Origin of the sequence: uncultured Algibacter sp. (genome assembly GCF_963976535.1) — a bacterium.
Lineage (GTDB): Bacteria > Bacteroidota > Bacteroidia > Flavobacteriales > Flavobacteriaceae > Algibacter_B.
Window position 1 is genome coordinate 82,938 of sequence record NZ_CAXBLF010000001.1, and the last position, 24,258, is coordinate 107,195.

General features: G+C 33.2%; 17 protein-coding genes and 1 riboswitch. Of the genes, 14 read left to right on the top strand and 3 right to left on the bottom strand.

Going from position 1 to position 24,258, the window contains the following annotated elements; genetic code table 11:
• The 6 genes from AAC024_RS00370 (at position 1) to argH (ending at position 6,279) form a co-directional block, all read left to right on the top strand.
• A complete protein-coding gene (locus tag AAC024_RS00370; protein ID WP_339893111.1) occupies positions 1 to 1,194 on the top strand; it encodes a glutamate-5-semialdehyde dehydrogenase in 1,194 nt (397 codons plus the stop codon).
• Between the two features lie 51 nt (positions 1,195 to 1,245).
• Complete coding sequence (gene proB / locus AAC024_RS00375) at positions 1,246 to 2,007, top strand: glutamate 5-kinase (protein ID WP_339893113.1); 762 nt, start codon at positions 1,246 to 1,248, stop codon at positions 2,005 to 2,007.
• A 3-nt stretch (positions 2,008 to 2,010) separates the two neighbouring features.
• Positions 2,011 to 2,949: an N-acetylornithine carbamoyltransferase gene (locus tag AAC024_RS00380; protein WP_339893115.1), complete on the top strand. Its 939-nt coding sequence runs from the start codon at positions 2,011 to 2,013 to the stop codon at positions 2,947 to 2,949.
• A 43-nt stretch (positions 2,950 to 2,992) separates the two neighbouring features.
• Entirely contained in the window at positions 2,993 to 3,769 is a 777-nt protein-coding gene (argB, locus tag AAC024_RS00385; protein WP_339893116.1) for an acetylglutamate kinase, read from the top strand.
• A gap of 1 nt (position 3,770) precedes the next feature.
• Positions 3,771 to 4,835, top strand: coding sequence for a M20 family metallo-hydrolase (locus tag AAC024_RS00390; RefSeq protein ID WP_339893117.1), 1,065 nt, complete (start codon positions 3,771 to 3,773; stop codon positions 4,833 to 4,835).
• 169 nt (positions 4,836 to 5,004) lie between these two features.
• Complete coding sequence (argH, locus tag AAC024_RS00395; RefSeq protein WP_339893119.1) at positions 5,005 to 6,279, top strand: argininosuccinate lyase; 1,275 nt, start codon at positions 5,005 to 5,007, stop codon at positions 6,277 to 6,279.
• 95 nt (positions 6,280 to 6,374) lie between these two features.
• Here argH and AAC024_RS00400 read toward each other — a convergent pair whose 3' ends face one another.
• Positions 6,375 to 7,853 (bottom strand): helix-turn-helix domain-containing protein, encoded by a 1,479-nt coding sequence (locus AAC024_RS00400; protein WP_339893121.1) that lies wholly within the window; start codon positions 7,851 to 7,853, stop codon positions 6,375 to 6,377.
• 151 nt (positions 7,854 to 8,004) lie between these two features.
• On the opposite strand from AAC024_RS00400, the gene aceB reads away from it, so the two are divergent.
• The 5 genes from aceB (at position 8,005) to AAC024_RS00425 (ending at position 13,499) form a co-directional block, all read left to right on the top strand.
• Complete coding sequence (gene aceB / locus AAC024_RS00405) at positions 8,005 to 9,603, top strand: malate synthase A (protein WP_339893122.1); 1,599 nt, start codon at positions 8,005 to 8,007, stop codon at positions 9,601 to 9,603.
• Between the two features lie 81 nt (positions 9,604 to 9,684).
• On the top strand, positions 9,685 to 11,316 hold the full coding sequence (locus AAC024_RS00410; RefSeq protein WP_339893123.1) for an isocitrate lyase: 1,632 nt from the start codon (positions 9,685 to 9,687) through the stop codon (positions 11,314 to 11,316).
• Between the two features lie 311 nt (positions 11,317 to 11,627).
• A complete protein-coding gene (locus AAC024_RS00415; RefSeq protein WP_339893124.1) occupies positions 11,628 to 12,017 on the top strand; it encodes a DoxX-like family protein in 390 nt (129 codons plus the stop codon).
• 1 nt (position 12,018) lies between these two features.
• On the top strand, positions 12,019 to 12,756 hold the full coding sequence (locus tag AAC024_RS00420) for a DUF2071 domain-containing protein (protein WP_339893125.1): 738 nt from the start codon (positions 12,019 to 12,021) through the stop codon (positions 12,754 to 12,756).
• A gap of 164 nt (positions 12,757 to 12,920) precedes the next feature.
• Complete coding sequence (locus AAC024_RS00425; protein WP_339893127.1) at positions 12,921 to 13,499, top strand: methyltransferase domain-containing protein; 579 nt, start codon at positions 12,921 to 12,923, stop codon at positions 13,497 to 13,499.
• A 712-nt stretch (positions 13,500 to 14,211) separates the two neighbouring features.
• Here AAC024_RS00425 and leuB read toward each other — a convergent pair.
• Together leuB and AAC024_RS00435 are read right to left on the bottom strand one after the other, a co-directional pair.
• Positions 14,212 to 15,330, bottom strand: coding sequence for a 3-isopropylmalate dehydrogenase (gene leuB, locus AAC024_RS00430; RefSeq protein ID WP_339893128.1), 1,119 nt, complete (start codon positions 15,328 to 15,330; stop codon positions 14,212 to 14,214).
• Between the two features lie 71 nt (positions 15,331 to 15,401).
• The gene (locus AAC024_RS00435) at positions 15,402 to 16,577 is read right to left on the bottom strand and encodes a 2-isopropylmalate synthase (protein ID WP_339893129.1); all 1,176 of its coding nucleotides are present in this window, start codon (positions 16,575 to 16,577) and stop codon (positions 15,402 to 15,404) included.
• A gap of 148 nt (positions 16,578 to 16,725) precedes the next feature.
• On the opposite strand from AAC024_RS00435, the gene AAC024_RS00440 reads away from it, so the two are divergent.
• From AAC024_RS00440 to thrA, 3 genes are all read left to right on the top strand, one after another.
• Complete coding sequence (locus tag AAC024_RS00440) at positions 16,726 to 18,270, top strand: hypothetical protein (protein WP_339893249.1); 1,545 nt, start codon at positions 16,726 to 16,728, stop codon at positions 18,268 to 18,270.
• Between the two features lie 660 nt (positions 18,271 to 18,930).
• Positions 18,931 to 19,054, top strand: a riboswitch (SAM riboswitch).
• 164 nt (positions 19,055 to 19,218) lie between these two features.
• Entirely contained in the window at positions 19,219 to 20,493 is a 1,275-nt protein-coding gene (locus AAC024_RS00445) for an O-acetylhomoserine aminocarboxypropyltransferase/cysteine synthase family protein (protein WP_339893130.1), read from the top strand.
• Between the two features lie 110 nt (positions 20,494 to 20,603).
• On the top strand, positions 20,604 to 24,002 hold the full coding sequence (gene thrA, locus AAC024_RS00450; protein WP_339893131.1) for a bifunctional aspartate kinase/homoserine dehydrogenase I: 3,399 nt from the start codon (positions 20,604 to 20,606) through the stop codon (positions 24,000 to 24,002).
• The last annotated feature ends 256 nt before the right edge of the window (positions 24,003 to 24,258 follow it).

Consider the following 24,258-nt stretch of genomic DNA (forward strand, 5'->3'; position numbering starts at 1 on the left):
ATGAATACACTACTTTCCATAGAAACTAGAAATGCAGTATTGCTGAAAATGGCAGTGCTTTTAGAACGAGAACGTGAAGCGATAATCAGTATTAATAAAACGGATTTAGAAGCCTATAAAGGCGATGATATTTCGATGTTTGACCGTTTGAAAGTTGATGATTCTAAAGTTGATGAAATGATTAAAGCAGTAACACATTTGGCATCGCAAGATGATCCTGTAGGTGTGGAGCGTTTTAGTTTTAAGCATGATAATGGTATGCAAGTATATAATAAAACAGCATCATTTGGAGCGGTTTTAATTATTTACGAATCTAGACCAGATGTAACAGTTGAAGCTGCAGGAATAGCTTTTAAATCAGGAAATAAAATATTACTTAAAGGCGGAAAAGAGTCATTACGTTCAAACTTGAAAATTGTAGCGTTATGGCACGAAGCCTTAAAAGCAAATAACGCTTCTACAGATTGGGTAGAATATTTACAATTCAATAGAACAGAAACGCAAGCCTTTTTAGAAAAACCAACTCAAAAAGTAGATTTAATTGTACCTCGTGGTGGTGAGCGTTTAATTGCTTTTGTCAAAGAGCATGCTACTTGCCCCGTGATTATTAGCGGACGAGGAAACAATTTTGTGTACGTGCATGAAAACGCCGATTTAGATATCGCTTTAAATGTTATTATGAATGGAAAATCAAAAATATCAGCATGTAATGCAGTAGATAAAGTGTTAATTGATAAAAATCTACATAATAAAATTGATTTTATTAAAAGGTTGATTTCTAAATTGAAAGCATCTGATATCGAGATTTTAGGTGATGAAGCAACATGTCAGTTTGATGAAATTAGTGCCTTCGAATCTGATGATATTTGGTATGAAGAGTTTTTAGATTATAAAATCGTTATTGGTGAAATAGCATCGAATGCCGATGCCATTGCTAAAATCAATACATATTCTGGGGGACATTCTTCAGCTATAATTACAAGAGATGAAGCCGAAGCTAAATTGTTTATGGAAAATGTTGATACAGCAGCCGTTTATCATAACGCATCTACTCGATTTACAGACGGTGGACAATTAGGTTTGGGTGGCGAATTAGCGATAAGTACAGATAAGTTACACCAACGCGGACCAATAGGTTTACAGCATTTGGTAACTAATAAATGGTATGTTCACGGAAACGGACAAATACGATAGCATGCAGCCCATAATGGGCATTTGAAAAATAAGCGGATGAAGTTTTAAATAATGAAGAAAAAACGCATTTTACTAAAAATAGGTTCTAATACGCTAACCAAAGAAACCGATAATATTTCTAGAGGTAAGATTGAGGATATAGCAAATCAAATTGCAAAACTCAAAGATACTTGTGAGTTTATTATTGTGAGTTCTGGCGCTATCGCAGTGGCAAAACAGTTTGTGAAATTGGAGAGCAAGCAGGAAGAGGTATTTGTAAAACAAGCATTGGCATCTATTGGTCAGCCACATTTAATTCGTATCTATCAAGAAATTTTTAGAGAATATGGCTTGTTGAGTTCTCAATGTTTATTGTCTTATTCAGATTTTGAAAAGGAAGAGAGTAGAATCAACATCATGAATACCATAAAAGTATTAGTAAACAATAACTATATTCCAATTATTAATGAAAATGATACGGTAGCTACAGATGAAATTAAATTTGGTGATAATGATAAACTAGCTGCATTAACAGCATCTTTGCTAGAGGTTGATTTATTTGTGATTGCAACCAATACAAACGGGATTTATACCAAAGCGTCTATCAATGATGATGTGCCGAAAACTATTGAAGAAGTTACAGACTTTGATGCATTGCGCGAACAAGTGGTTAATTCTAAATCTTCACATGGAAGTGGAGGCATGCAATCAAAAATTGAAGCTGCTTCGGTAACTAAGCAGGCGAATATAGAAACATGGATTGTAAATGGTTTGGAAGATAATTTTATAGTGAATGCTATGGAAAATAAGGTGCCGTTTACCAAAATAAAGTAGAAGATGAATTATACCTCCATAAACGATATAGACAACATTAATGCTTGGGTTGAAGAAGCAAAACAATTAAAGGCAAATCCGCTTAAGCATATTGAGTTAGGGAAAAACAAAACCTTAGGATTATTATTCTTTAATTCTAGTTTGCGTACGCGTTTAAGTACACAAAAAGCAGCTCTGAATTTGGGAATGAACCCAATAGTGATGAATGTTTCTGGCGATGCTTGGGGTATTGAGTTCGGTGATGGTACCATTATGAATGGTAACACCGCAGAACATATTAAAGAAGCCGCAGCCGTGGTTTCGCAATATTGCGATATTATTACGGTGAGAGCATTTCCTTCCTTAACTGATAAAGTTAAAGATGAAAGTGAACATGTTTTAAAGTCGTTTACAAAATATGCTTCTGTTCCTATTGTGAATATGGAAAGCGCAACGGGGCATCCATTACAAGGATTGACCGATGCCATAACAATTTCGGAACATGCAAAAGTGAAACGGCCAAAAGTAGTTTTAAGTTGGGCGCCACATATAAAAGCTTTGCCACATGCTGTTGGAAATAGTTTTGTTCAAGCCATGCAAAAAATGGATGTGGAATTCGTGATTACGAATCCTGAAGGCTATGATTTAAATCCGAAAATTACTAGAGATACACCAATTTACCATAACCAAAATGACGCCTTTAAGGATGCCGATTTTGTTTATACCAAAAACTGGAGTTCTTATGGAAGTTACGGTAAAGTATTAAATACAGACCCGAATTGGATGATAACTAAGGAAAAACTAGGTGATGCTAAATTCATGCATTGTTTACCAGTAAGACGAAACGTTGTTGTTGAAGATGCGGTTTTAGATAGCGATAGTTCGTTGGTGATTGAGCAAGCTAATAACAGAACCTATGCAGCGCAATTGGTACTTAAAAAGATATTAGAAAAATTAAACTAATTTAAAAAGTCCCCTCTCCTTTGGAGAGGGCGGAGGGAGAGGAATGGAAAAACTATCCATAGTAAAAATAGGAGGAAACATTATTGAAGATGAAGAGTCTTTGAATGCTTTTCTAAAATTATTTTCTAACTTAGAAGGAAAGAAAATTTTAGTACATGGCGGTGGAAAACGAGCAACTCATATGGCTTCAAAATTAGGAATAGAATCTAAAATGATAAAAGGCAGACGCATTACTGATGCTGAAACCTTAGAAGTGATTACCATGGTTTACGGTGGTTTGGTTAATAAGAATGTGGTTGCAAAATTGCAAGCCTTAAACACAGATGCTATTGGATTAACGGGTGCAGATGTAAATAGTATCAAATCTGATAGGCGACCAGTTAAAGAGATAGATTTTGGTTTTGTAGGTGATGTAAAAGAAGTGGCTCATAATTCAATCGATAAATTAATTCAAGCCGATTTCACACCTGTTTTTTGTGCTATTACGCATGATGGAAATGGACAATTGTTAAACACCAATGCAGATACTATAACATCGCAAGTAGCGGTTGGAATGAGTAATCTTTATGAAACATCAATTTATTATTGTTTTGAATTAAATGGTGTTTTAAGAGATATAAATGATAAGAATTCTGTAGTGAAGCATATAGATTCAAAACTCTATAAAGAGCTACTAGAACAGGGTATTATTGCTGATGGCATGTTGCCTAAATTAGAAAATTGTTTTGATGCCTTGAAAAATGGTGTGAACAATATAAATATGGGAAACACTTCAATGTTAACCCAAGCAAACGATAATTTCACTACAATTACTTTATAATATGGCGATACAAGACTTAACAAATGATGCCATATCACTTTTAAAAAAGCTGATAGAAACACAATCTTTTTCTTCTGAAGAACATGTTACAGCATTGCATATTGAAGATTGGTTTACGCGTTATGATATAGATTTCAAGCGTACTAAAAATAATGTCTGGGCTGTCAATAAACATTTTGATTCTAGCAAACCAACACTATTATTAAACTCGCATCACGATACTGTAAAACCAAATTCAGCATATACTAACGATCCATTTAATGCCTTTGTAGAAGATGGCAAATTATTCGGTTTAGGAAGTAATGATGCAGGCGGTTGTTTAGTATCCTTAATTGCGACGTTTACGCATTTCTATAATCAAGAAAATTTAAAGTATAATTTGGTTATGGTCGCTTCCGCGGAAGAAGAAAGCAGTGGTTCAAATGGATTAAATAGTATGATTCCTATAATTCCAAAAGTAGATGTTGCCATAGTTGGCGAACCAACTTTAATGAATCTTGCTGTTGCCGAAAAAGGATTGGTTGTTTTTGATGCCGTGATAGAAGGTACACCAAGTCATGCAGCACATCCAAACGATAATAATGCCATTTATAATAGTATTGGCGTCTTGCAATGGTTTAAAGGGTTTAAGTTTAAAAAAGGCTCTGAGGCTTTAGGCGATGTTAAATTAACGGTTACTCAAATTAGTGCAGGTTCACAGCATAATGTGGTGCCTGGTCATGTTGATTTGGTAATTGATGTTCGCGTAAACGATGCGTATAGCAATACAGAAGTTGCTCAAATTTTAAAAGAAAAAGCACCGGTTACGAGTATTACACCACGTAGTTTGCGTTTAAACTCATCGTCAATTCCTGTAGATCACGATTTGGTAAAAGCGGGTATTGCTATGGGAAGAAGCACTTGTGGGTCTCCAACATTATCAGACCAAGCGGTATTGACTTGTCCGAGTTTGAAATTAGGACCAGGAGATAGTACACGATCGCATTCAGCAGATGAATTTATTTATATGAATGAGATTGAAGAAGGTATTAAAATATATATAGAACTGTTGGAAAACGTTTTATAAAAGAATCAAGAATAGAGAAACAAGAAAAGAGATTTGATTGAAGTTTAATTAAAGTCTTTGTTCTAAAAGCGAAGCGGTCTTTTCTCTTTATTCTAAATTTTAAGAATTAAAAGATTAGTTAAGATTAAAAAGATTTCCGCCTTCGCGGAAATGAAAAAAAGTATTAAGTATGAAACTCTGGGACAAAGGCATATCAATGGATAAAAAGATAGAACAATTTACTGTTGGAAACGACCGAGAAATTGATATTCACATTGCAAAGTACGATGTTATTGCATCAAAAGCACATGCAAAAATGCTTCAAAAAATCGGTATTATTACTGTTGAAGAATTGGTTGATTTGCTCAGAGGTTTAAAAACATTAGAAACACAAATTGAAGATGGTACGTTCGTCATAGATGAGCAATTTGAAGATGTGCATTCTAAAATAGAATTTGAATTGACGAAGTCTTTAGGTGAAGTTGGGAAAAAAATCCACACCGCACGTTCAAGAAACGATCAAGTTTTAGTGGCTTGCAATTTATATTACAAAGACCATTTAGGGATTGTAAAAGAAAAAACAAAAACGCTTTTTGAAACGCTTTTAGGTTTAGCTGAAACGTATAAAGATAAAGTGTTACCGGGTTATACGCATCTGCAAGTTGCCATGCCATCTTCTTTTGGATTGTGGTTTTCTGCCTATGCAGAACTCATGATTGATGATGTATTTCTATTAGATGCGGCAATTAAAACGGTGGACCAAAACCCATTAGGTTCGGCAGCAGGTTACGGAAGCTCGTTTCCAATAGATAGAGAATTAACTACCAAAGAGATGGGGTTTGCTACTTTAAAATACAATGTAGTAGCTGCACAAATGGGGCGCGGTAAAAACGAGCGAACTATTGCAGCAGCATTAGGTGGTTTATGTAATACATTATCTCGTTTTGCAATGGATGTGTGTTTGTATATGAGTCAGAATTTTGGGTTTTTATCCTTTCCTGATGAATTAACAACCGGAAGCAGCATTATGCCACATAAGAAAAACCCAGATGTATTTGAATTGATTCGTGGGAAGTGTAACAAGATTCAAGCATTACAATCTGAAATGATTTTAATAACCAATAATTTACCAAGTGGTTACCACAGAGATTTTCAGTTGTTAAAAGAAAATATGATTGCCGCTTTTGAAGAACTTAAAGATATTTTGGATATTTTTAATTATTCTATTCAGCAAATTATTGTGAAAGATGTAGATGTGAATAGTGATTTGTATAAATACCTTTTTACTGTTGATAATATCAATACTTTGGTTGTAGAAGGTCAAAGTTTTAGAGAAGCCTATCAAAAAATTGGTGGACAAGTACAAGATGGTACTTATGTTCCTGATACTTCAAAACAACATACCCATGCTGGAAGTATTCATAATTTGTGTTTGGATGAGATTCGAGCTAAGTTTCCAGAATAAGAGTTTACTTAATTTTTTGAAAATCTCCCACTAACTACCTTTAACAATCGATAAGGTTCTTTGAAAGGGAACTTTATCTTTAGGTTTTAGTACATTTAGGTGCTAAACTTATTATTTAATTCTTCTACTATCATTTCTGTTTTTTTGTTTTTTGCATCTATATCTAAAATAACTGAAGGAGCCTGCCTAACTAAACAGTCTTTTATTGCACAACGTTGGCAGGTTACACCAACCTCTTGAGTTTTAATTTTTGGGTCTGCTAAAAAATTAAGCTTGCGTTGTAATTGTCTATCAATTAGTAAACCAACACTTATACTACGATAATGATTTTCTTTAAAAGGATCTTTAGTTGCGGAAGACAATACTAAATATTTCATACCATCATTGGGGTAATTAGAAATTTGAATATCAAATTCATGCTCCTTTTTACTTTTACTTATATCTTTTAATACCTTTAAAGACACCCAGCGTCTACAATAATGCTCACTATTTTCATTAGCATGAGGTGAATGTTGATGCGAAAGATGCAACTCCTTTTTAAGGTGAAACTTGTTACTTTCAGCTTGGTGAGTAAATCTTAAAAAAAACAAGTTTTGAATATTAAATTCTTTAGGCAAAATATTAGTTAACCTTTGATAGAAAGATTCTGGTGATGCATTAAAAGCTTTAATAGATTTCAGAAATAAGGCTACATCAAAATTCTTTTTTTCAAAAATTCCGCTTAACTGAACTTTAATTTTTGCATGAGGTATAATTAAAGCACCTGCAAAATAAGAGGCATAAAAGTTATTGAGAACTTGATCAAAAGTTTCAAACTTAATCCAAGGAAACGTATATAAACGCTCTTTAATCTCTAAAAAATTACAAGCCAATTCTTTAGCATAAATAAAGGTGCGTTGGGCTTCATCAATGTCATTTACCAACAAGAGTGTTTTGGTTTTAGGCACATAAACAGAACGCAAATTACCTAAAGCCTCATATTTACTCAATTCATTTTCTTTAATAACGTAACCGTATTCTTCAATCAATATGTCCTCTAAATCTTTAGATGTAATGGTTTGATTCAAATCTATTTGATACGCTTTAGAAAACGTCAAAACACTTTGCTCTAAATCTTCAAAATAATTATTATTTGCTTCCTGAAAGGAACGAACCGAAGCAAGAAAGAAGCTCTCTCTACTAAAATTATAATGTTGGGCGATTTCAATAATGGTACTAATAAATGCATTTACTTTAGCAGGTGCATTAGCAACAATATCTATTAAATTGCTTTCTTTAATTCCAAAAAGTTCTAATGGTATCTCTTTTAATATTTTAGATTTCAACAAATCTCCAATTGGTGCTAAATTTTTATCCAATTTTAAAGACACCATTTGGTCATATGGTACATCTAATTTTTCAGAAAGGATTACAATTTTATCAGGTTTTGGATATTTTTTGCCATTTTCAATTTCATTTAAATACGACTTTGATAATCCTGAAAGTTTAGACAACCCAAACAAGGATAAATTCCTTTCAGTCCGTATCTGCTTTAGCTTTAAGCCAAATATAAGTTTAATATAATCTTCTTGCATATTAGTAAATATAGTATTCTTTCATAATTGCTTTCAAAGATAACATAATTTGCGAATAAACTATTTTATGTGAATTTCATCGTTTTAGCGAACGTTCGCTTGTTTTTTTAAAATATTTGTTTTATCATTGGCGTATAAAAATCAATTACTTATGAATAACACAGCTGAAATTAAAGAAGAATTAAAGGTTTTCATAAAATCTAAAGAGTCATATCCAGAGATACTGACTGAAGATGCAAAAGCATTTTTATCAGCTTTACATGAAAACTTTAATGAAAAGCGATTAAAATTATTAAATAACCGCAAGCTTCACCAGAAATTGTTTGATGAAGGATCAACTCCTCAATTCCCTAATGAAACAAAAGTCATTAGAGAAGCCGATTGGACAGCGTCTAAAATACCATCTGATTTATTGGATAGACGTGTCGAAATTACGGGGCCTGTGGAGCGCAAAATGGTTATTAATGCTTTAAATTCTGGCGCAAAAACGTTTATGGCAGATTTTGAAGATAGTAATTCGCCTTCATGGAAAAACTGCATCGAAGGGCAATATAATTTAAGAGATGCTAACAAAGGAACTATTTCTTATTATGATAAAGCCAAAGGGAAATCATACGAGATAAAAGAAAAAACAGCGGTTCTTATGGTAAGGCCTAGAGGCTTACATCTTAATGAACGCCATATATTAATAAACGGTGAGGAAATCTCGGGCAGTTTGGTAGATTTTGGGCTTTATGTATTTCATAACTCAAAAACATTATTAGAAAAAGGAACTGCACCATATTTCTACTTACCAAAGCTAGAGCATTATTTAGAAGCGCGTTGGTGGAATGAGGTATTTGATTTTGCTCAGGACTATTTAGATATTCCAAAAGGAACATTTAAAACAACGGTATTAATAGAAACCATTACAGCCAGTTTTCAATTAGATGAAATTATATATGAATTAAGGAATCATATGGTTGGTCTTAATTGTGGGCGTTGGGATTACATATTTTCATATATAAAAAAGTTTAGAAATCATTCAAACTTTGTAGTTCCAAATAGAGATCAGGTAACAATGAAAGCTCCTTTTATGAGTGCTTATTCTAAGTTGGTAATCCAAAGATGCCATAAGAGAGGGATTCATGCCATGGGAGGAATGGCAGCTCAGATTCCTATTAAGGGAGATCTTAAAGCTAATGAAGAAGCCATAGAAAAAGTGAGATTAGACAAAGAACTTGAGGCTAAAAATGGTCATGACGGTACCTGGGTTGCACATCCTGGTTTGGTAGAAGTAGCATTAAATGAGTTTGATAAATATATGCCTACACCTAATCAGATCCATAAAAAACTAGAAGATTTGGTTGTTACAGAGCAGCAATTAATTGAAGTGCCAACTGGCACTATAACAGAACAAGGTATTCGCAAAAACATTAATGTTGGGATATTGTATTTAGAAGCTTGGCTTAGAGGAAATGGAGCAGTGGCCTTATATAATCTAATGGAAGATGCTGCAACAGCTGAAATATCTAGAACACAAATTTGGCAATGGTTAAAACATGGGGTTACGTTGGAAGATGGTCGACTTTTTAATAAGGAGTTATATCTAGAAATTTTTAAAAGTGAAACAAAAAAAATAATGACTGAAGCAAGACAAGGAAGTTTGGAAAACACAAAATTTTCTTTAGCATTTACATTGTTTAATGATTTGATTATTTCTGATGAATTTGAAGAATTTCTAACCCTAAATTCTTACCAATATATATAAACAAAATATCCTGCCAAGTGCTGTAACACTCAACAGGATTTAATTACTAAAAAATTAATTTTAATAACGAAAATCAAAATTATGAAAAATTTAGCACAAACTAATTATGGCTCTGCATTAGAAACTATAAGAAATCTAAAAGTAAAGTATGGAAATACTTGGAAGGCTATTAACTCTGAAAACGCTGCTAGAATGGTGGCTCAGAATCGATTTAAAACGGGCTTAGATATCGCTAAATATACTGCTGGTATTATGAGGGAAGATATGGCAGAATACGATGCCGACTCATCTAACTACACACAATCTTTAGGTTGCTGGCATGGGTTTTTGGCGCAACAAAAAATGATTGCTATAAAAAAACACCACAAGACAACCAGTAAAAGGTATTTATATCTTTCGGGGTGGATGGTAGCAGCGTTGCGTTCTGAATTTGGACCATTACCAGATCAATCTATGCACGAAAAAACGGCTGTTTCTGGACTTATTGAAGAAATTTATGATTTTTTACGTCAAGCTGATGCTATAGAGTTGAATGATTTATTTAGAAGACTTGAAAACGGAGAAGATGTGCAAGATGAAATAGATAATTTTGAAACACATGTAGTTCCAATTATAGCAGATATTGATGCTGGTTTTGGGAATGAAGAGGCTACTTATTTATTGGCAAAAAAAATGATTAAAGCCGGAGCTTGTGCTATTCAAATTGAAAATCAAGTATCAGACGCTAAACAGTGTGGACATCAAGATGGTAAAGTTACTGTGCCTCATGAAGATTTTATAGCGAAACTGAATGCTGTTAGATATGCGTTCTTAGAATTGGGTGTAGATGATGGAATTATAGTTGCAAGAACAGATTCTGAAGGTGCTGGTCTTACCCAAAAGCTACCGGTAAGTCAAGAACCAGGAGATTTAGCGTCTCAATATTTAGCATTTGTAGATGCTGACGAGATTGCTATTGAAGATGCTAAAGAAGACGATGTTTTAATAAAGAGAGATGGCAAATTGGTTAGACCAATAAGACTATCTAATGGTTTATATAGATTTAAAGATGGCTCAAACATAGATAGAGTAGTTCTAGATTGTATTACAAGTCTTCAGAATGGGGCAGACTTACTATGGATAGAAACTCCAACTCCAAATGTTCAGCAAATTGCTAACATGGTAAATAGAGTTAAAGAAGTAGTGCCAAATGCTAAATTGGTTTATAATAATTCACCATCATTCAACTGGACATTAAGTTTCCGTAGTCAAGTATATGAGGAAATGCTTGCGGAAGGCGAAAATATGACTGCTTATGATAGGAATAATTTAATGGATGCACAATATGACGGTTCGGAATTATGCCATCGTGCAGATAAGAAAATTAAAACATTCCAAAGTGATGGAGCAAGAGAAGCTGGAATTTTTCATCACTTAATTACATTACCAACATATCATACAACAGCGCTTCACATGAACGATCTTACGGAAGGTTATTTTGGAGAAGAAGGCATGTTAGCCTATGTTAAAGGCGTTCAAAGACAAGAAATTCGTAAAGGTGTTTCTTGTGTTAAACACCAAAGAATGGCAGGTTCTGATCTTGGTGATGATCATAAAACATTTTTTGCTGGTGATAAAGCGTTAAAGGCTGGAGGCGAAAAAAATACGTCAAATCAATTTGAAGTTAAAACTAAAAACAATAAAGTTAAACAAAAGTTAGGTGTAGTTGCATAAATATTTTAAACGAAAGTTAACTAGTAAAAACGAGTTAGTTGTAAAAACTAACTCGTTTTTTTATGTATTAAATTATTAGTGAAATCTAATTTTCATGCAACGAAACCGTACGCATGCTAGGAGTATTCATAATTTGTGTTTAGATGAGATTAGAGCTAAGTTTTCAGAGTAAGAATTTACTTGACTTTATGAAATTTTTCACTAACTTCGTTTGACAATCGATAAAGTTCACCTGTGCTGAACTTGTTTCAGTATTGAAACGGAACTTTATCTTTGTTTTACCTGCAAGCTAAAAAAAATCCTACTAAACAATGAAAATTAGAAAAATTTACAAAATCCTGACCTTTTGCATCGCAACAGTTTGGATTGTAAACGGACTATTTTGCAAAGTGTTAAATTTGGTGCCTAGACACGATCAAATTGTTACCCGAATTTTAGGAGATGATTATTCTAGAGTTTTAACAATTTTAATTGGACTGTCAGAAATCTTAATGGCTATTTGGGTTTTAAGTAAATTCAAGTCAAAATTAAATGCAATAGCTCAAATCGCAATAGTTGGATTAATGAACACTTTAGAATTTATTCTCGTTCCAGACTTATTACTTTGGGGAAAACTAAATTCTTTGTTTGCCCTTCTATTTATACTGGTTGTCTATTTCAACGAATTTTATTTGAACAAAAAAATAACTCAACAAACTTGATATGCTTTCATTCCTAAAAAATCATCCTTTTGCGGTAGAATCATTTTTTGAAAGCTCAACAGTTTTGACTTTTGCTGTACCAAAAGAGCAACTACAAAATCTAATTCCCGAATGTTTACAACTTGATACATTTCAAGACAAATGGGCATTTGTGGCAGTTGCAATGATTCAAACAAAAGAATTAAAACCAAAAGGATTTCCTAAATTTATGGGCAACAACTTTTTTTTAATTGGTTATCGTGTTTTTGTACGTTACACTTCAAGTACAGGGAAAAACTTACGTGGTTTGTACATTTTAAAATCTGAAACTGATAAAAAGAAAATGGAATTAATGGGCAACTTATTTACCCATTACAACTATACAACAACTGATATTAACCAATCTGAAACAGACGGAACAAAAGAATTATCTTCAATTAAATCAAACTTTAAGCTTACATTAGACCAAGCAGAACAAGAAGTTTCTTTACCGGAAAATTCCCCATTTGCTGACTGGAAAGAAGCAAGAAGATATGCAGGACCATTACCTTTTACTTTCACCTACAATAAAGAAACCAAAGAAGTTTTAATCATTGAAGGAGTAAGACAAAACTGGACACCAAGTCCTGTGAAAGTGATTGATTACAAATTTGAGTTCTTGGATACAATAAAACTTCAAAATCCTGTATTGGCAAATGCCTTTGTAATTAGAAATATTCCGTATCAGTGGAAAAAAGGTAAAATTGATTTATGGAAATAAAAAGGCGAAAATTTCAAGGAGTATTAAATATTTTGAGCTTCAATAGGCACTTTTATGTGTTTGGCTTAATAGCGTTAACTATAATAATTATAAGTTATTTGATATTTAGTTGGTCAAATCTATTGTTTTGGATTGTAATTTTGGCTTTCTTATATGGTTTAATAATGCCTTTAATTATTTCTGCTTATGTATATGATTTTTCGGGCTATTATAAATTCAACTGGTTGAAAAATTTTAATCTGACCGATTCCCAAGACAAACAAATTTTAAATATTAATGCAGGCTTTGATGAAACAAGCTTTATAATCAAAAACTATTTCCCTAAATCCAATTTAAAAGTATTTGATTTTTATAATGCAAAGCAACATACTGAACTAGCTATTATAAGAGCAAGAAAAGTGAGTTTAGTTTATCCAAATACACAACAAATTATTTCAAGCACGATTCCATTAAAAGACGATTCAGTCGATTTGATTTTTTTACTTTCAGCTGCACACGAAATTCGTTCTCAAAACGAAAAAATTCAGTTTTTAAAGGAATGTCATCGAGTTTGTAAATCAAATGCTAACGTAATAATGATTGAGCATTTGAGAGATTTCTCAAACTTTGTAGCATTTTCAGTTGGATTTACTCATTTCTTTTCAATGAAAACCTGGAGAAATGCTTTTAAGGAGGCTGGTTTCAAAACATTTACTGAACAAAAGTTCACGCCTTTTATGTCAATCTTTAATAGCTGTCCATAAATGCAAATTCATTTAATTATAATTGGGATTCTTTTAATTGCTTTAGCATTAGTTCATATTATCTTTCCGAAGTATTTTAACTGGAACAAAGAGCTTAAATCTTTGAGTTTAATAAATCGTCAAATGATGACTGTACATACGTTTTTTATTGCGTTTACGGTATTTCTTATGGGCTTACTTTGTTTGACATCATCAAACGAACTAATTGAAACTATTCTTGGAAAAAAAATATCTCTCGGACTTGGAATATTCTGGACTGTTCGACTTTATATACAATTCTTTGGATATTCAACTGACCTTTGGAAAGGTAAAAAACTTGAAACCTCAATACATATTTTGTTTTCAATATTTTGGGTATATTTTAGTTCAATATTTTTAATAAACTATTATACTTGAGAATAAAAGCCAGCAGGTAACAAAGTACCGTGGTAAAAAACAAGCAAAAACCCATTAATTTTTCACGTAAGTACTTTTATAGTAATCCTCATATATTAATCCTGATTTCACTTTTCCGCGTTAGAGATTGCAATGGAAATCCTTTTTGTGAGGCACGAGCAAAAAGATTGTAATGTAAAGCCCGACCCCTCCCGATAGTTATTGGGATTGGGGTAACGCCCAAATAAATCTCAATAACACATATTAAAAAAGCGCATTTAAGTAAATGCGCTTCTAAGAATCCCAATATATTAATTTTGGTGACTAACTCAAATAATCAAATAATTGTGGACTGTCCTAAATGTATGTTAGTAAAGTTTAAGTTTGTTTCTTCTGGATTTTGAATAAAATCTTCTATAAAATCGCCCACTTTTGTGGTGCTAATATTGTCGTATTTGTTATTTAAATCGGGTGTGGTAATATGCAGTTTTAAGGCCTTGTCGACTCCTTCTCTTACTAGGGCTGCTTCTTCGTCGAGTCCAAAATGATCTAGCAACATAGCTGCAGATAAAATAGACGCAATAGGGTTTGCAATACCTTTGTTTGCGGCCTTAGTGTATGCCCCATGAATGGGTTCGAACATGGCATGTTTATCGCCAATAGATGCGGATGCCAATAAGCCAATAGACCCAACAATAACGCTGGCTTCTTCTGATAGGATATCGCCAAACATGTTTTCGGTTAATATAACATCAAACTGTCGTGGATGAATAATAAGCTCCATGGCAGCATTATCAATATACATGTATTGAACTCTAACATTAGGATATTGTGGCGCTATTTCTTTTACAATGCGTCTCCAAAGTCGCGAGGTTTCCAATACATTTGCCTTATCGACTAAGGTTAGTTTGCGTTTTCTAGATTGCGCTGCTTTAAAGGCTAAGTGCGCAATACGCTCAATTTCGAAACGGTTATATTCGCAAGTGTCTGATGCTGTATTGCCATCTTTACTTAGGTGTCTTTTTCCAAAGTAAATACCACCAGTTAATTCACGATATATAAGAATATTAGTATCTTTTATTTGCTTAACTTTTAATGAAGATTTGTTTAGTAAATCTTCGTAAGCAATGATTGGTCTTATGTTGGTAGATAAGCCTAGTTCTTTACGAATGCCTAAAAGTCCTTGTTCAGGGCGTATTTTTGCATCAGGATCTTCATCATATTTTATATCTCCAATAGCCCCAAATAAAACAGCATCTGCTTTTTTGCAGATGCTAATGGTTTCTTCTGGCAATGGGTTTCCTGTTTTATCTATAGCACTGGCACCAACCAATGCTTTTTGAAACGTAAATATGTGATTAAATTCCAAGGCTATAGCTTTCAAAACCTTGACGGCTTGTGCTATAACTTCTGGTCCTATACCATCACCTGGTAAAACGGCAATATTTAATTTCATCAATTTAACTTTTTTGTCATTCCGACTTTCGACTATCATTCAAGATAAACTACGGCGGGAATCTATTTCAATTAAGCCGAAATAATCTCGTTATATATTTTGCTGGTTTCTATAATTTGATGGATATCACTATCATCAACTTCCTTTTTCATATCCGCGAAATCTAGAAAATTTGTATAGATGACATCCAATTGAAGTTTCGTTAATTCGTATCCAACTTTTTTTGCTCTATAGGCTAATGCAGCTCTACCGCTTCTTGCAGTTAACACAATAGCAGAATCTGTTACACCAACAGCCTTAGGATCCATAATTTCGTATGTTTCACGATTTTTAATCACGCCATCTTGATGAATTCCAGAACTGTGCGCAAAAGCATTTGCACCAACAATAGCTTTGTTTGGCTGAGTGTAAATACCCATACTATCTGACACTAATTGGCTCATACCATATAGCATTTCAGTTTTAATGCTTGTATCAAGATTTAAGTAAGGGTGTTGCTTTAAAATCATAACGACCTCTTCTAGCGCTGTGTTTCCTGCGCGCTCTCCAATACCATTAATGGTACATTCAATTTGACGTGCGCCATTAATAACACCTTCAATAGAGTTTGCTGTAGCCAAACCTAAATCGTTATGGCAATGACACGATAAAATAGCTCTGTCAATACCTTTTACATTTTCTTTCAAATACTTAATTTTTGCTCCATATTCATGTGGAAGGCAGTATCCTGTTGTATCCGGAATATTTAAAACCGTTGCTCCAGCTTTAATAACTGCTTCACATATCCGGGCTAAATATTCGTTATCTGTTCTACCGGCATCCTCGGCATAAAACTCAACATCCTCAACAAAAGTTTTGGCATAACTTACTGCTTTAACAGCACGTTCAATAATAGCTTCTTGTGTCGATTTGAATTTGAATTTTATATGAGAATCTGATGTTCCAATACCTGTGTGGATTCTTGGAGTTTTAGCGTATTTTAAAGCTTCTCCAGCTACTTTTATATCATTTTCTACTGAACGGGTTAGCCCACAAACCGTAGCATGTTTTACAATTTTAGAAATTTCTTCGACCGATTTGAAATCTCCAGGACTAGACACCGGAAAACCAGCTTCAATAATATCTACACCCAATAAATCAAGCTGTTCAGCAATAATTAATTTCTGCTCAGTGTTCAATTTACAACCCGGGACTTGCTCGCCGTCTCGTAGTGTTGTATCAAAAATTTGGACTTTATTATCAGACATTTATTAAAATATATTTTCGTATTCTTATACGAATGTATATTTTGGTTTATTAAATACAGAACTTCATATATAAATTTTACGATGTTTAACTCGGTTTGTATTGGGTTAAATAATTGAAAATCAGTTTAATAATACTGTTTTTATGACTATGACGAAAGAGCAAAAAGATAATTTATTTGTATTAATAAAATCGTTGTCTAAATCGGAAAAAAGACAATTCAAGCTTTATGTTGGCCGATTGGGCGTAAATGAAGACTCAAAATTCTTGATGCTTTTTAATATTCTTGATAAACTTTCGGTTTATGATGAAGCCGTTATTCTAAAAAAGGGCATTGTAAAGAAACAGCAGCTTTCTAACTTAAAGGCACATTTGTATAAACAAATTTTAATTAGTTTACGATTAAACCCATCGCATCAAGATATCCGAATTCAAATTCGAGAACAATTAGATTTTGCCACTATTTTATATCATAAAGGGCTTTATAAACAAAGTTTAAAAATTTTAGATAAAGCTAAAACCTTAGCTATTAATCATGAAGAAAAAAATGTAGCTTATGAAATTGTAGAACTTGAAAAGATTATTGAATCTCAATACATTACGAGAAGTCTTAGTAATCGTGCCGATGAACTTTCTATTCAAGCTAGAGATTTAAGTAGACAAAATGTGTTGGCTAGTAAATTGTCTAATTTATCACTTCAGTTGTACGGCCAGTTTTTAAAAACAGGCTACGTTAAAAATAAAGCTGAAACAAAAAAAATTACAGATTATTTTAACGCAAGACTCCCTAAATATAACATCAATGAATTAGGAACAAGAGAAAAACTATGGCTATACAAAGCACATTTATGGTATAGCTTTTTAACACAAGATTTTTTGTCTTGTTATAAATATGCTTCAAAATGGGTGGATTTATTTTATGAAAATAAAGATATGATTGTTCTAAATCCAGTATTTTTCCTGAGAGGAAATCATTATTTATTGGAGTCATTATTCTATCTTAGAAAGCACGAAAAGTTTAAATTTTCTTTGTCCAGACTAGAAGCTATTACAAAAGAAAAATGGTTTCCTTTAGATGATAATATTGATGGATTAGCCTTTCTGTATATTTATAATAACAAATTTAATTTGCATTTTATAGAAGGTAGTTTTGTTGACGGTTTACCCTTGGTAGATGATGTTTTAGAACGTTTAGAAAATTATAAAAACCGTATTGACGAGCATCATATTATGGTGTTTTATTACAAAATTGCAAGCATGTATTTTGGTGCTGGTGATAATAAAAAATGCATCTACTTTTTAGAAAAAATAATCAGTAATAAATCACTACAAATGCGAGAGGATTTGTTGTGTTTTTCAAGAATATTAAATCTTGTAGCGCATTATGAAGCTGGACTTGATTACAATTTAGAAGTTTTAATTAAAAGCACCTATAAGTTTTTAATTAAAATGGAAGATTTATATGAAGTACAAAAAGAATTTATCAAATTTTTAAAAGGTTTAGGCGATATTTATCCAAACGAAGTAAAAGGCGAATTTATTAAACTTCATAAAAAACTGAAAGAGTTTGAAGATGATCCTTATGAGAGTCGCGCCTTTTTATATTTGGATATAATTTCATGGCTAGAGTCTAAAATTCAGAACAAACCCATCGGGCTTATTATTAGAGATAAGTTTAAAGCGTCAAGTTCTTAAATTAATTGTTTTGGCGTAACCACAAGGGTCGCGCTTTCACTACTCGCTCCTCCAAAGTCGGGAGCTCAGACAGACCGTTCAATCCCTTACGCAGTCCAGTCCGCAGTTGGCAGTAATCAATCCGCAATCAAATAGTGTGTTTTTAAATTAATAAAAAAAATAAATAGAGTAAACTCAAAACATCCAAAAAGTAAAGCCCCTAATCAATTCAGAGAGTTGAATTTTGAAATGCAAAATAGAAAAATAAAATCGTGATAATTTTTGAAACCTTGGAAAAAATTTAGATTTGATTTTTGATTTTCATCCCGATTTTTATCGGGAAGAAAAATTCCTCATTTCAATATGATTTTTTGGTTCGTTTTGCATCAAGGCAAAATGAATAGAAAGAAAATAAGTATTACTAACTATTAATCTTTGTTATAAAAAGAGCGTTTATTATTCAAAACTCAATAAAAAATAAAATATCTTACCTAAAATTTGGAATTGTAACTTTTCTGTTGCAATATTTGCACTCACAAAGTTCAAAAACTTACTGAAAAGGAAAAGTTTTAAATGTAAAGTTTAAGGCACAATAAATTTTAAAACCACAGTTTACAATGTTAAATGAGGATTTTTAAATTTTGAAGTAACGCAAAAATTTATTTTTAAAAATTTCCGTGAATGTTATCAAGAAAGGTGGAGGGATAGACCCGTTGAAGCCTTAGCAACCCTTTAAACTTATTAAAGAAGGTGCTAAATTCTACTTAAATTCCGATTCATTTATCGGGTTTTGGATAGATAACCAAAACAAATTACTTACTGTAGTTTGAATAATTTCTTTTTAATATTTTTCTATTAAGTACGCTTCGAAAGGAGCGATTTATTATTAACCAATAGCCTTTTACCTTTCCTTTGGAGAGGTCAGAAATATTTTCAATATTTCTGGGTGAGGCCTAAAAAACTAGAAAAATGAGTACATTAAAATTAGCAACAAACGCATTACATGCAGGACACGACGTAAAAGCAAACGGAGGCACACGTGCCGTACCAATTTATCAAACAACATCGTATGTGTTTAAAGATTCAGATCATGCAGCAAACCTATTTTCATTACAAGAATTAGGCTTTATTTATACCCGATTAAACAACCCAACAAACCAAATTTTACAAGAGCGTTTAGCTGCTTTAGAAGGTGGTATTGGAGCCGTTGTTTTTGCATCCGGAACTGCTGCCATTGCAACAGGATTATTAACCTTATTAAAAGCTGGCGATCATATTGTAGCTTCAAGTAGTTTATACGGCGGCACATACAATTTGTTGAGTGTAACCTTACCAAGATTCGGCATTACAACAACGTTTGTAGATGCTTCAAATCCTGATAATTTTGCTGATGCCGTACAAGATAATACCAGAGCGTTTTTTGTAGAATCTTTAGGAAATCCGAAACTTGATGTTTTAGATTTAGAAGCTATTGCAGAACATTCCAAAACAGCCGAAGTTCCTTTTATAGTTGATAATACAGTGGCTACACCAGCATTATTAAACCCAATTAAACATGGTGCAAACATTGTTATACACTCTTTAACCAAATATATTGGCGGGCAAGGAACATCTTTAGGTGGTGCTATCATTGATGCTGGTACTTTTAATTGGGCAAACGGGAAATTCCCTGAATTTACAGAACCTTCAGCTGGATATCACGGGTTGAAATATCATGAAGCTTTAGGTGCAGCAGCATATACATTCAAATTAATTCTTGAAGGTTTAAGAGATTTTGGAGGCGCTTTAAGTCCAACAAATGCATTCAACATTATTCAAGGTTTAGAAACCTTACCAATAAGAATCAAGCAACACAGTAAAAATGCTTTAGAATTGGCAAAATGGTTGGAGGCTCAAGATGAAGTAGCTTGGGTTAATTATCCAGGTTTAGAAAGCAGCAAATACAAAAAATTAGCTGATAAATATTTACCTAAAGGGCAAAGTGGTATTGTAACCTTTGGACATAAAGGGGGTTTTGAAGCCGCTAAAAAGATTGCAGACAACACAAAATTATTCTCGTTATTAGCTAATATTGGAGATACAAAATCGCTTATTATCCATCCTGGAAGTACAACTCATCAACAATTAGATGAAGCGGAACAAGCTTCGGCTGGAGTATCTGGAGATTTAATTCGTTTATCAGTTGGAATTGAAGATATTGAAGATTTAAAGGCAGATTTAACACAAGCATTCAAAACAATTTAGTATATCCTGCAAGGTTTCAAAAACCTTGTAGGTATTTATTAAAAATAAAGAAGTAAAATAGACCTACAAGGTTTTTGAAACCTCGCAGGTCTTACATAAAGAAGAAACATTTGAAACACCCATTGGAACATACCATTATAAAAAACTTCACTACAGAAAGTGGTGCACTTAACTCTGAAATTAAGTTAAGTTATCAAGTATTTGGTAAATCACTAGGAAGGGCACCAATTGTCTTGGTAAATCATGCATTAACTGGAAATAGTCATGTGGCAGGAGATGATGGTTGGTGGGAAGATTTGGTGGGGGATGATAAGGTCATCGATACCAAATTATACACCGTTTTAGCCTTTAATATTCCAGGTAATGGTTTTGATGGATTCGTTATTGATAATTATAAAGACTTTGTTGCTCGAGATATTGCTAATCTGTTTTTAATTGGTCTAAAAGCATTAAAAATAGAAAAGCTATTTGCTACTATTGGAGGCTCATTAGGAGGTGGAATTGCTTGGGAAATGGCAGTCTTACAACCAGATTTTACAGAGCATTTAATAGTTGTGGCAACCGATTGGAAATCTACTGATTGGTTAATTGCTAACTGTCAAATTCAAGAACAGTTTCTGTTGAATTCAAAACACCCAGTACACGATGCTAGAATGCATGCTATGTTGTGTTACCGAACACCAGAATCTTTTAAGGAACGTTTTCAGCGTTCAAAAAATGACGATTTAGAGATTTTTAATGTCGAAAGTTGGTTGTTGCATCATGGCAAAAAACTACAAGAGCGGTTTCAACTTTCAGCATATAAGTTAATGAATCAGTTGTTGAGAACGATTGATGTGACTAAAGGGAGGTCGAGCAACTTTAATGTACTTGAAAATATAGAAGCTAAAATTCATATTATTGGCGTGGATTCTGATTTGTTTTTTACTGCGGAAGAAAACAGAGAAACCCACAAACAACTCGCTTTAACGCATCCCAATGTAACATATAATGAAATTCATTCGGTGCATGGACATGATGCGTTTTTGATGGAATTTGCACAACTTGAAAAAATTATAGAAGGCATTTTTGTGCCACATTCTAAACGAAAACCTATGAAAATATTAAAATTTGGAGGTAAATCTTTAGCCAATGGAAAAGGCTTAGAGACCGTGCTTTCAATTATAAAAAATAAAATAGACACAGGAGAACGTATAAGTGTTGTAGTTTCTGCACGAGGTTCAGCGACTGATGATTTAGAAGCTATTTTGAACAAAGCATTAAACGGCGAACCTTTTCAGGAGGATTTAAATACTTTCAAAGCATATCAAAAAGAACCTTCAAAAAATATTGATTTTTCTGAAGAGTTTTCAGTTTTAGATACCCTTTTTGAAGGGGTGAGCTTGTTAAGAGATTTTAGCAAAAAAACCAAAGATAATATTTTAGCCCAAGGTGAATTATTATCAATTAAGTTGATATCAAGTTTGTTAAATGCTCAGGGAATAAAAGCTAAAGCAACTGATGCTCGCCAGTTAATAAAAACGGATGAAAATTTTGGTAATGCGCAACCGTTGTCTAAACTTTCTAAAGAAAACATTAAAGCTTATTTCGAGAAAAATAAAGATGTAGTTAATGTAGTTTCAGGTTTTATTGCTTCAAATTTGAAGAATGAAACGACTACTTTAGGAAGAAATGGCAGCAACTATACAGCTGCGTTATTGGCTAATTTTTTAGATGCGGAAGAATTACAGAACTACACGCATGTTAGCGGAATATATACGGCAGATCCAGTTTTAGTGCCAGATGCAAAACAAATTAGAGAATTGTCGTTTAGTGAAGCTAATGAGTTAGCAAATTTTGGAACTTCTGTGTTACATGCAAAAACCATTATCCCTTTAGTTGAAAAGAATATCAATTTACGTATTTTAAATACCTTTAATTCTGATGATGAAGGGACGCTAATCACGGCAAGACCAAGCAACAAAGAAGTAACATCGTTGTCTATTCTGGATAACGTGGCGTTACTTAACTTAGAAGGTCGAGGTTTGCTAGGTAAAATAGGTGTGGATGCTAGAATTTTTGGAGCATTAAGCAAATATGAAATTAGCGTGAGCATTGTTTCTCAAGGGTCATCTGAACGAGGTATAGGATTGATTATTGATGCCGACCAAGCAACTCAAGCAGTTATCGCTTTAGAGCGTGAGTTTGAAAACGATTTCTATTCACAAGACGTTAATAAGATTGCTGTTATTGATGATGTTGCGGTAATTTCTATTATTGGGATTGAATTGAGTTCATTTCATAAGCCGTTTAACGCCTTGATAAAAAACCAAATCACACCATTGCTTTTCAATAATACAGTTACGGGTAAAAATGTAAGTTTAGTGGTTAAAAAATCTCAATTGCATAAAGCCGTAAATGTGATTCATGGTGAGGTTTTTGGGATTTCGAAAAAGATAAACATTGCCATTTTTGGTCATGGAGGTGTTGGTGGTGCTTTAATTAATCAGATTTTAAAGTCGAAAAACGATATTGAAAAACGTAAAGGCATTAACTTGAATGTTTTCGCGATAGCAAATTCTAGAAAGTTGTTGCTGGATAAGAATGGAGCTGAAGCGAATTGGGAAGATGCCATAGCATCAAGTTCTTATGAAAGTTCAATTGACGACATAATAATTTATGCTGAAAATCACCATTTAGAAAACTTAATTGCGGTTGATAATACAGCAAGTAATGTGTTTTATAAAAATTACATACCTTTAGTTGAAGCAGGTTTTGATTTGGTGTCGTCTAACAAAATTGCGAATACCATTTCACATGATTTTTATAAGGAATTGAGAGTGCAATTAAAAGAAAACAATAAGGAATATTTATACGAAACTACTGTTGGTGCTGGATTACCATTGATTGACACCATTAAGTTATTGCATGAATCTGGTGAAAATATTACTAGAATTCGTGGAGTTTTCTCGGGTACCTTAAGCTATTTATTCAATAATTTTTCAGTGCAAGACAAGCCCTTTAGTGAAATTATTCAAGAAACCGTAGATAAAGGGTTTACGGAACCAGATCCTCGTGAAGATTTTTCAGGAAACGATGTGGCTAGAAAGCTGTTAATTCTCGCAAGAGAGTTAGATTTGCAAAATGAATTTGAAGATGTTTCTGTTTTAAATTTAATTCCTGAAGCATACAGAGATATTTCAGTTGAAGAGTTTTTATCACAACTGGAAGTTTTAGATGCCCAATATCAGAAGCTGAAAAACGACCAAAAAGCAGGACATGTGTTACGATATGTTGGCGATTTATCTGGAGATTTATCACAAGACAAAGGAAATTTGGAAGTAAAATTAGTATCTATTCCAGAAGACAGTACCTTGGGACATGTAAAAGGGTCTGATGCTATTTTTGAAATATTTACAGAATCTTATGGCGAACAACCTATAGTTATTCAAGGCGCGGGGGCTGGTGCAGAAGTGACAGCAAGAGGTGTTTTTGGAGATATTTTGAGGTTGTCAAAGCATATCAATTAAACTTACGAATGAGACCTGTCAGGTTTTTAAAACCTGACAGGTCTCAAAAAAGTAAGTTAGACCTACAAGGTTTTTGAAACCTCGCTGGCCTGTTAGTAGATTAGACTAGCAAATAAATAGGAAGTATAGGTTTACAGACTTTAGCGGATAGGTGCATTAGGGATTGTAGAGGAAAGCCCACAGCCCGACGTAGGAGGTGCGAGGACTTGGAACGGAAAGCCCGACCCGATAGGGGAATGCCAAAATAAAAAATATT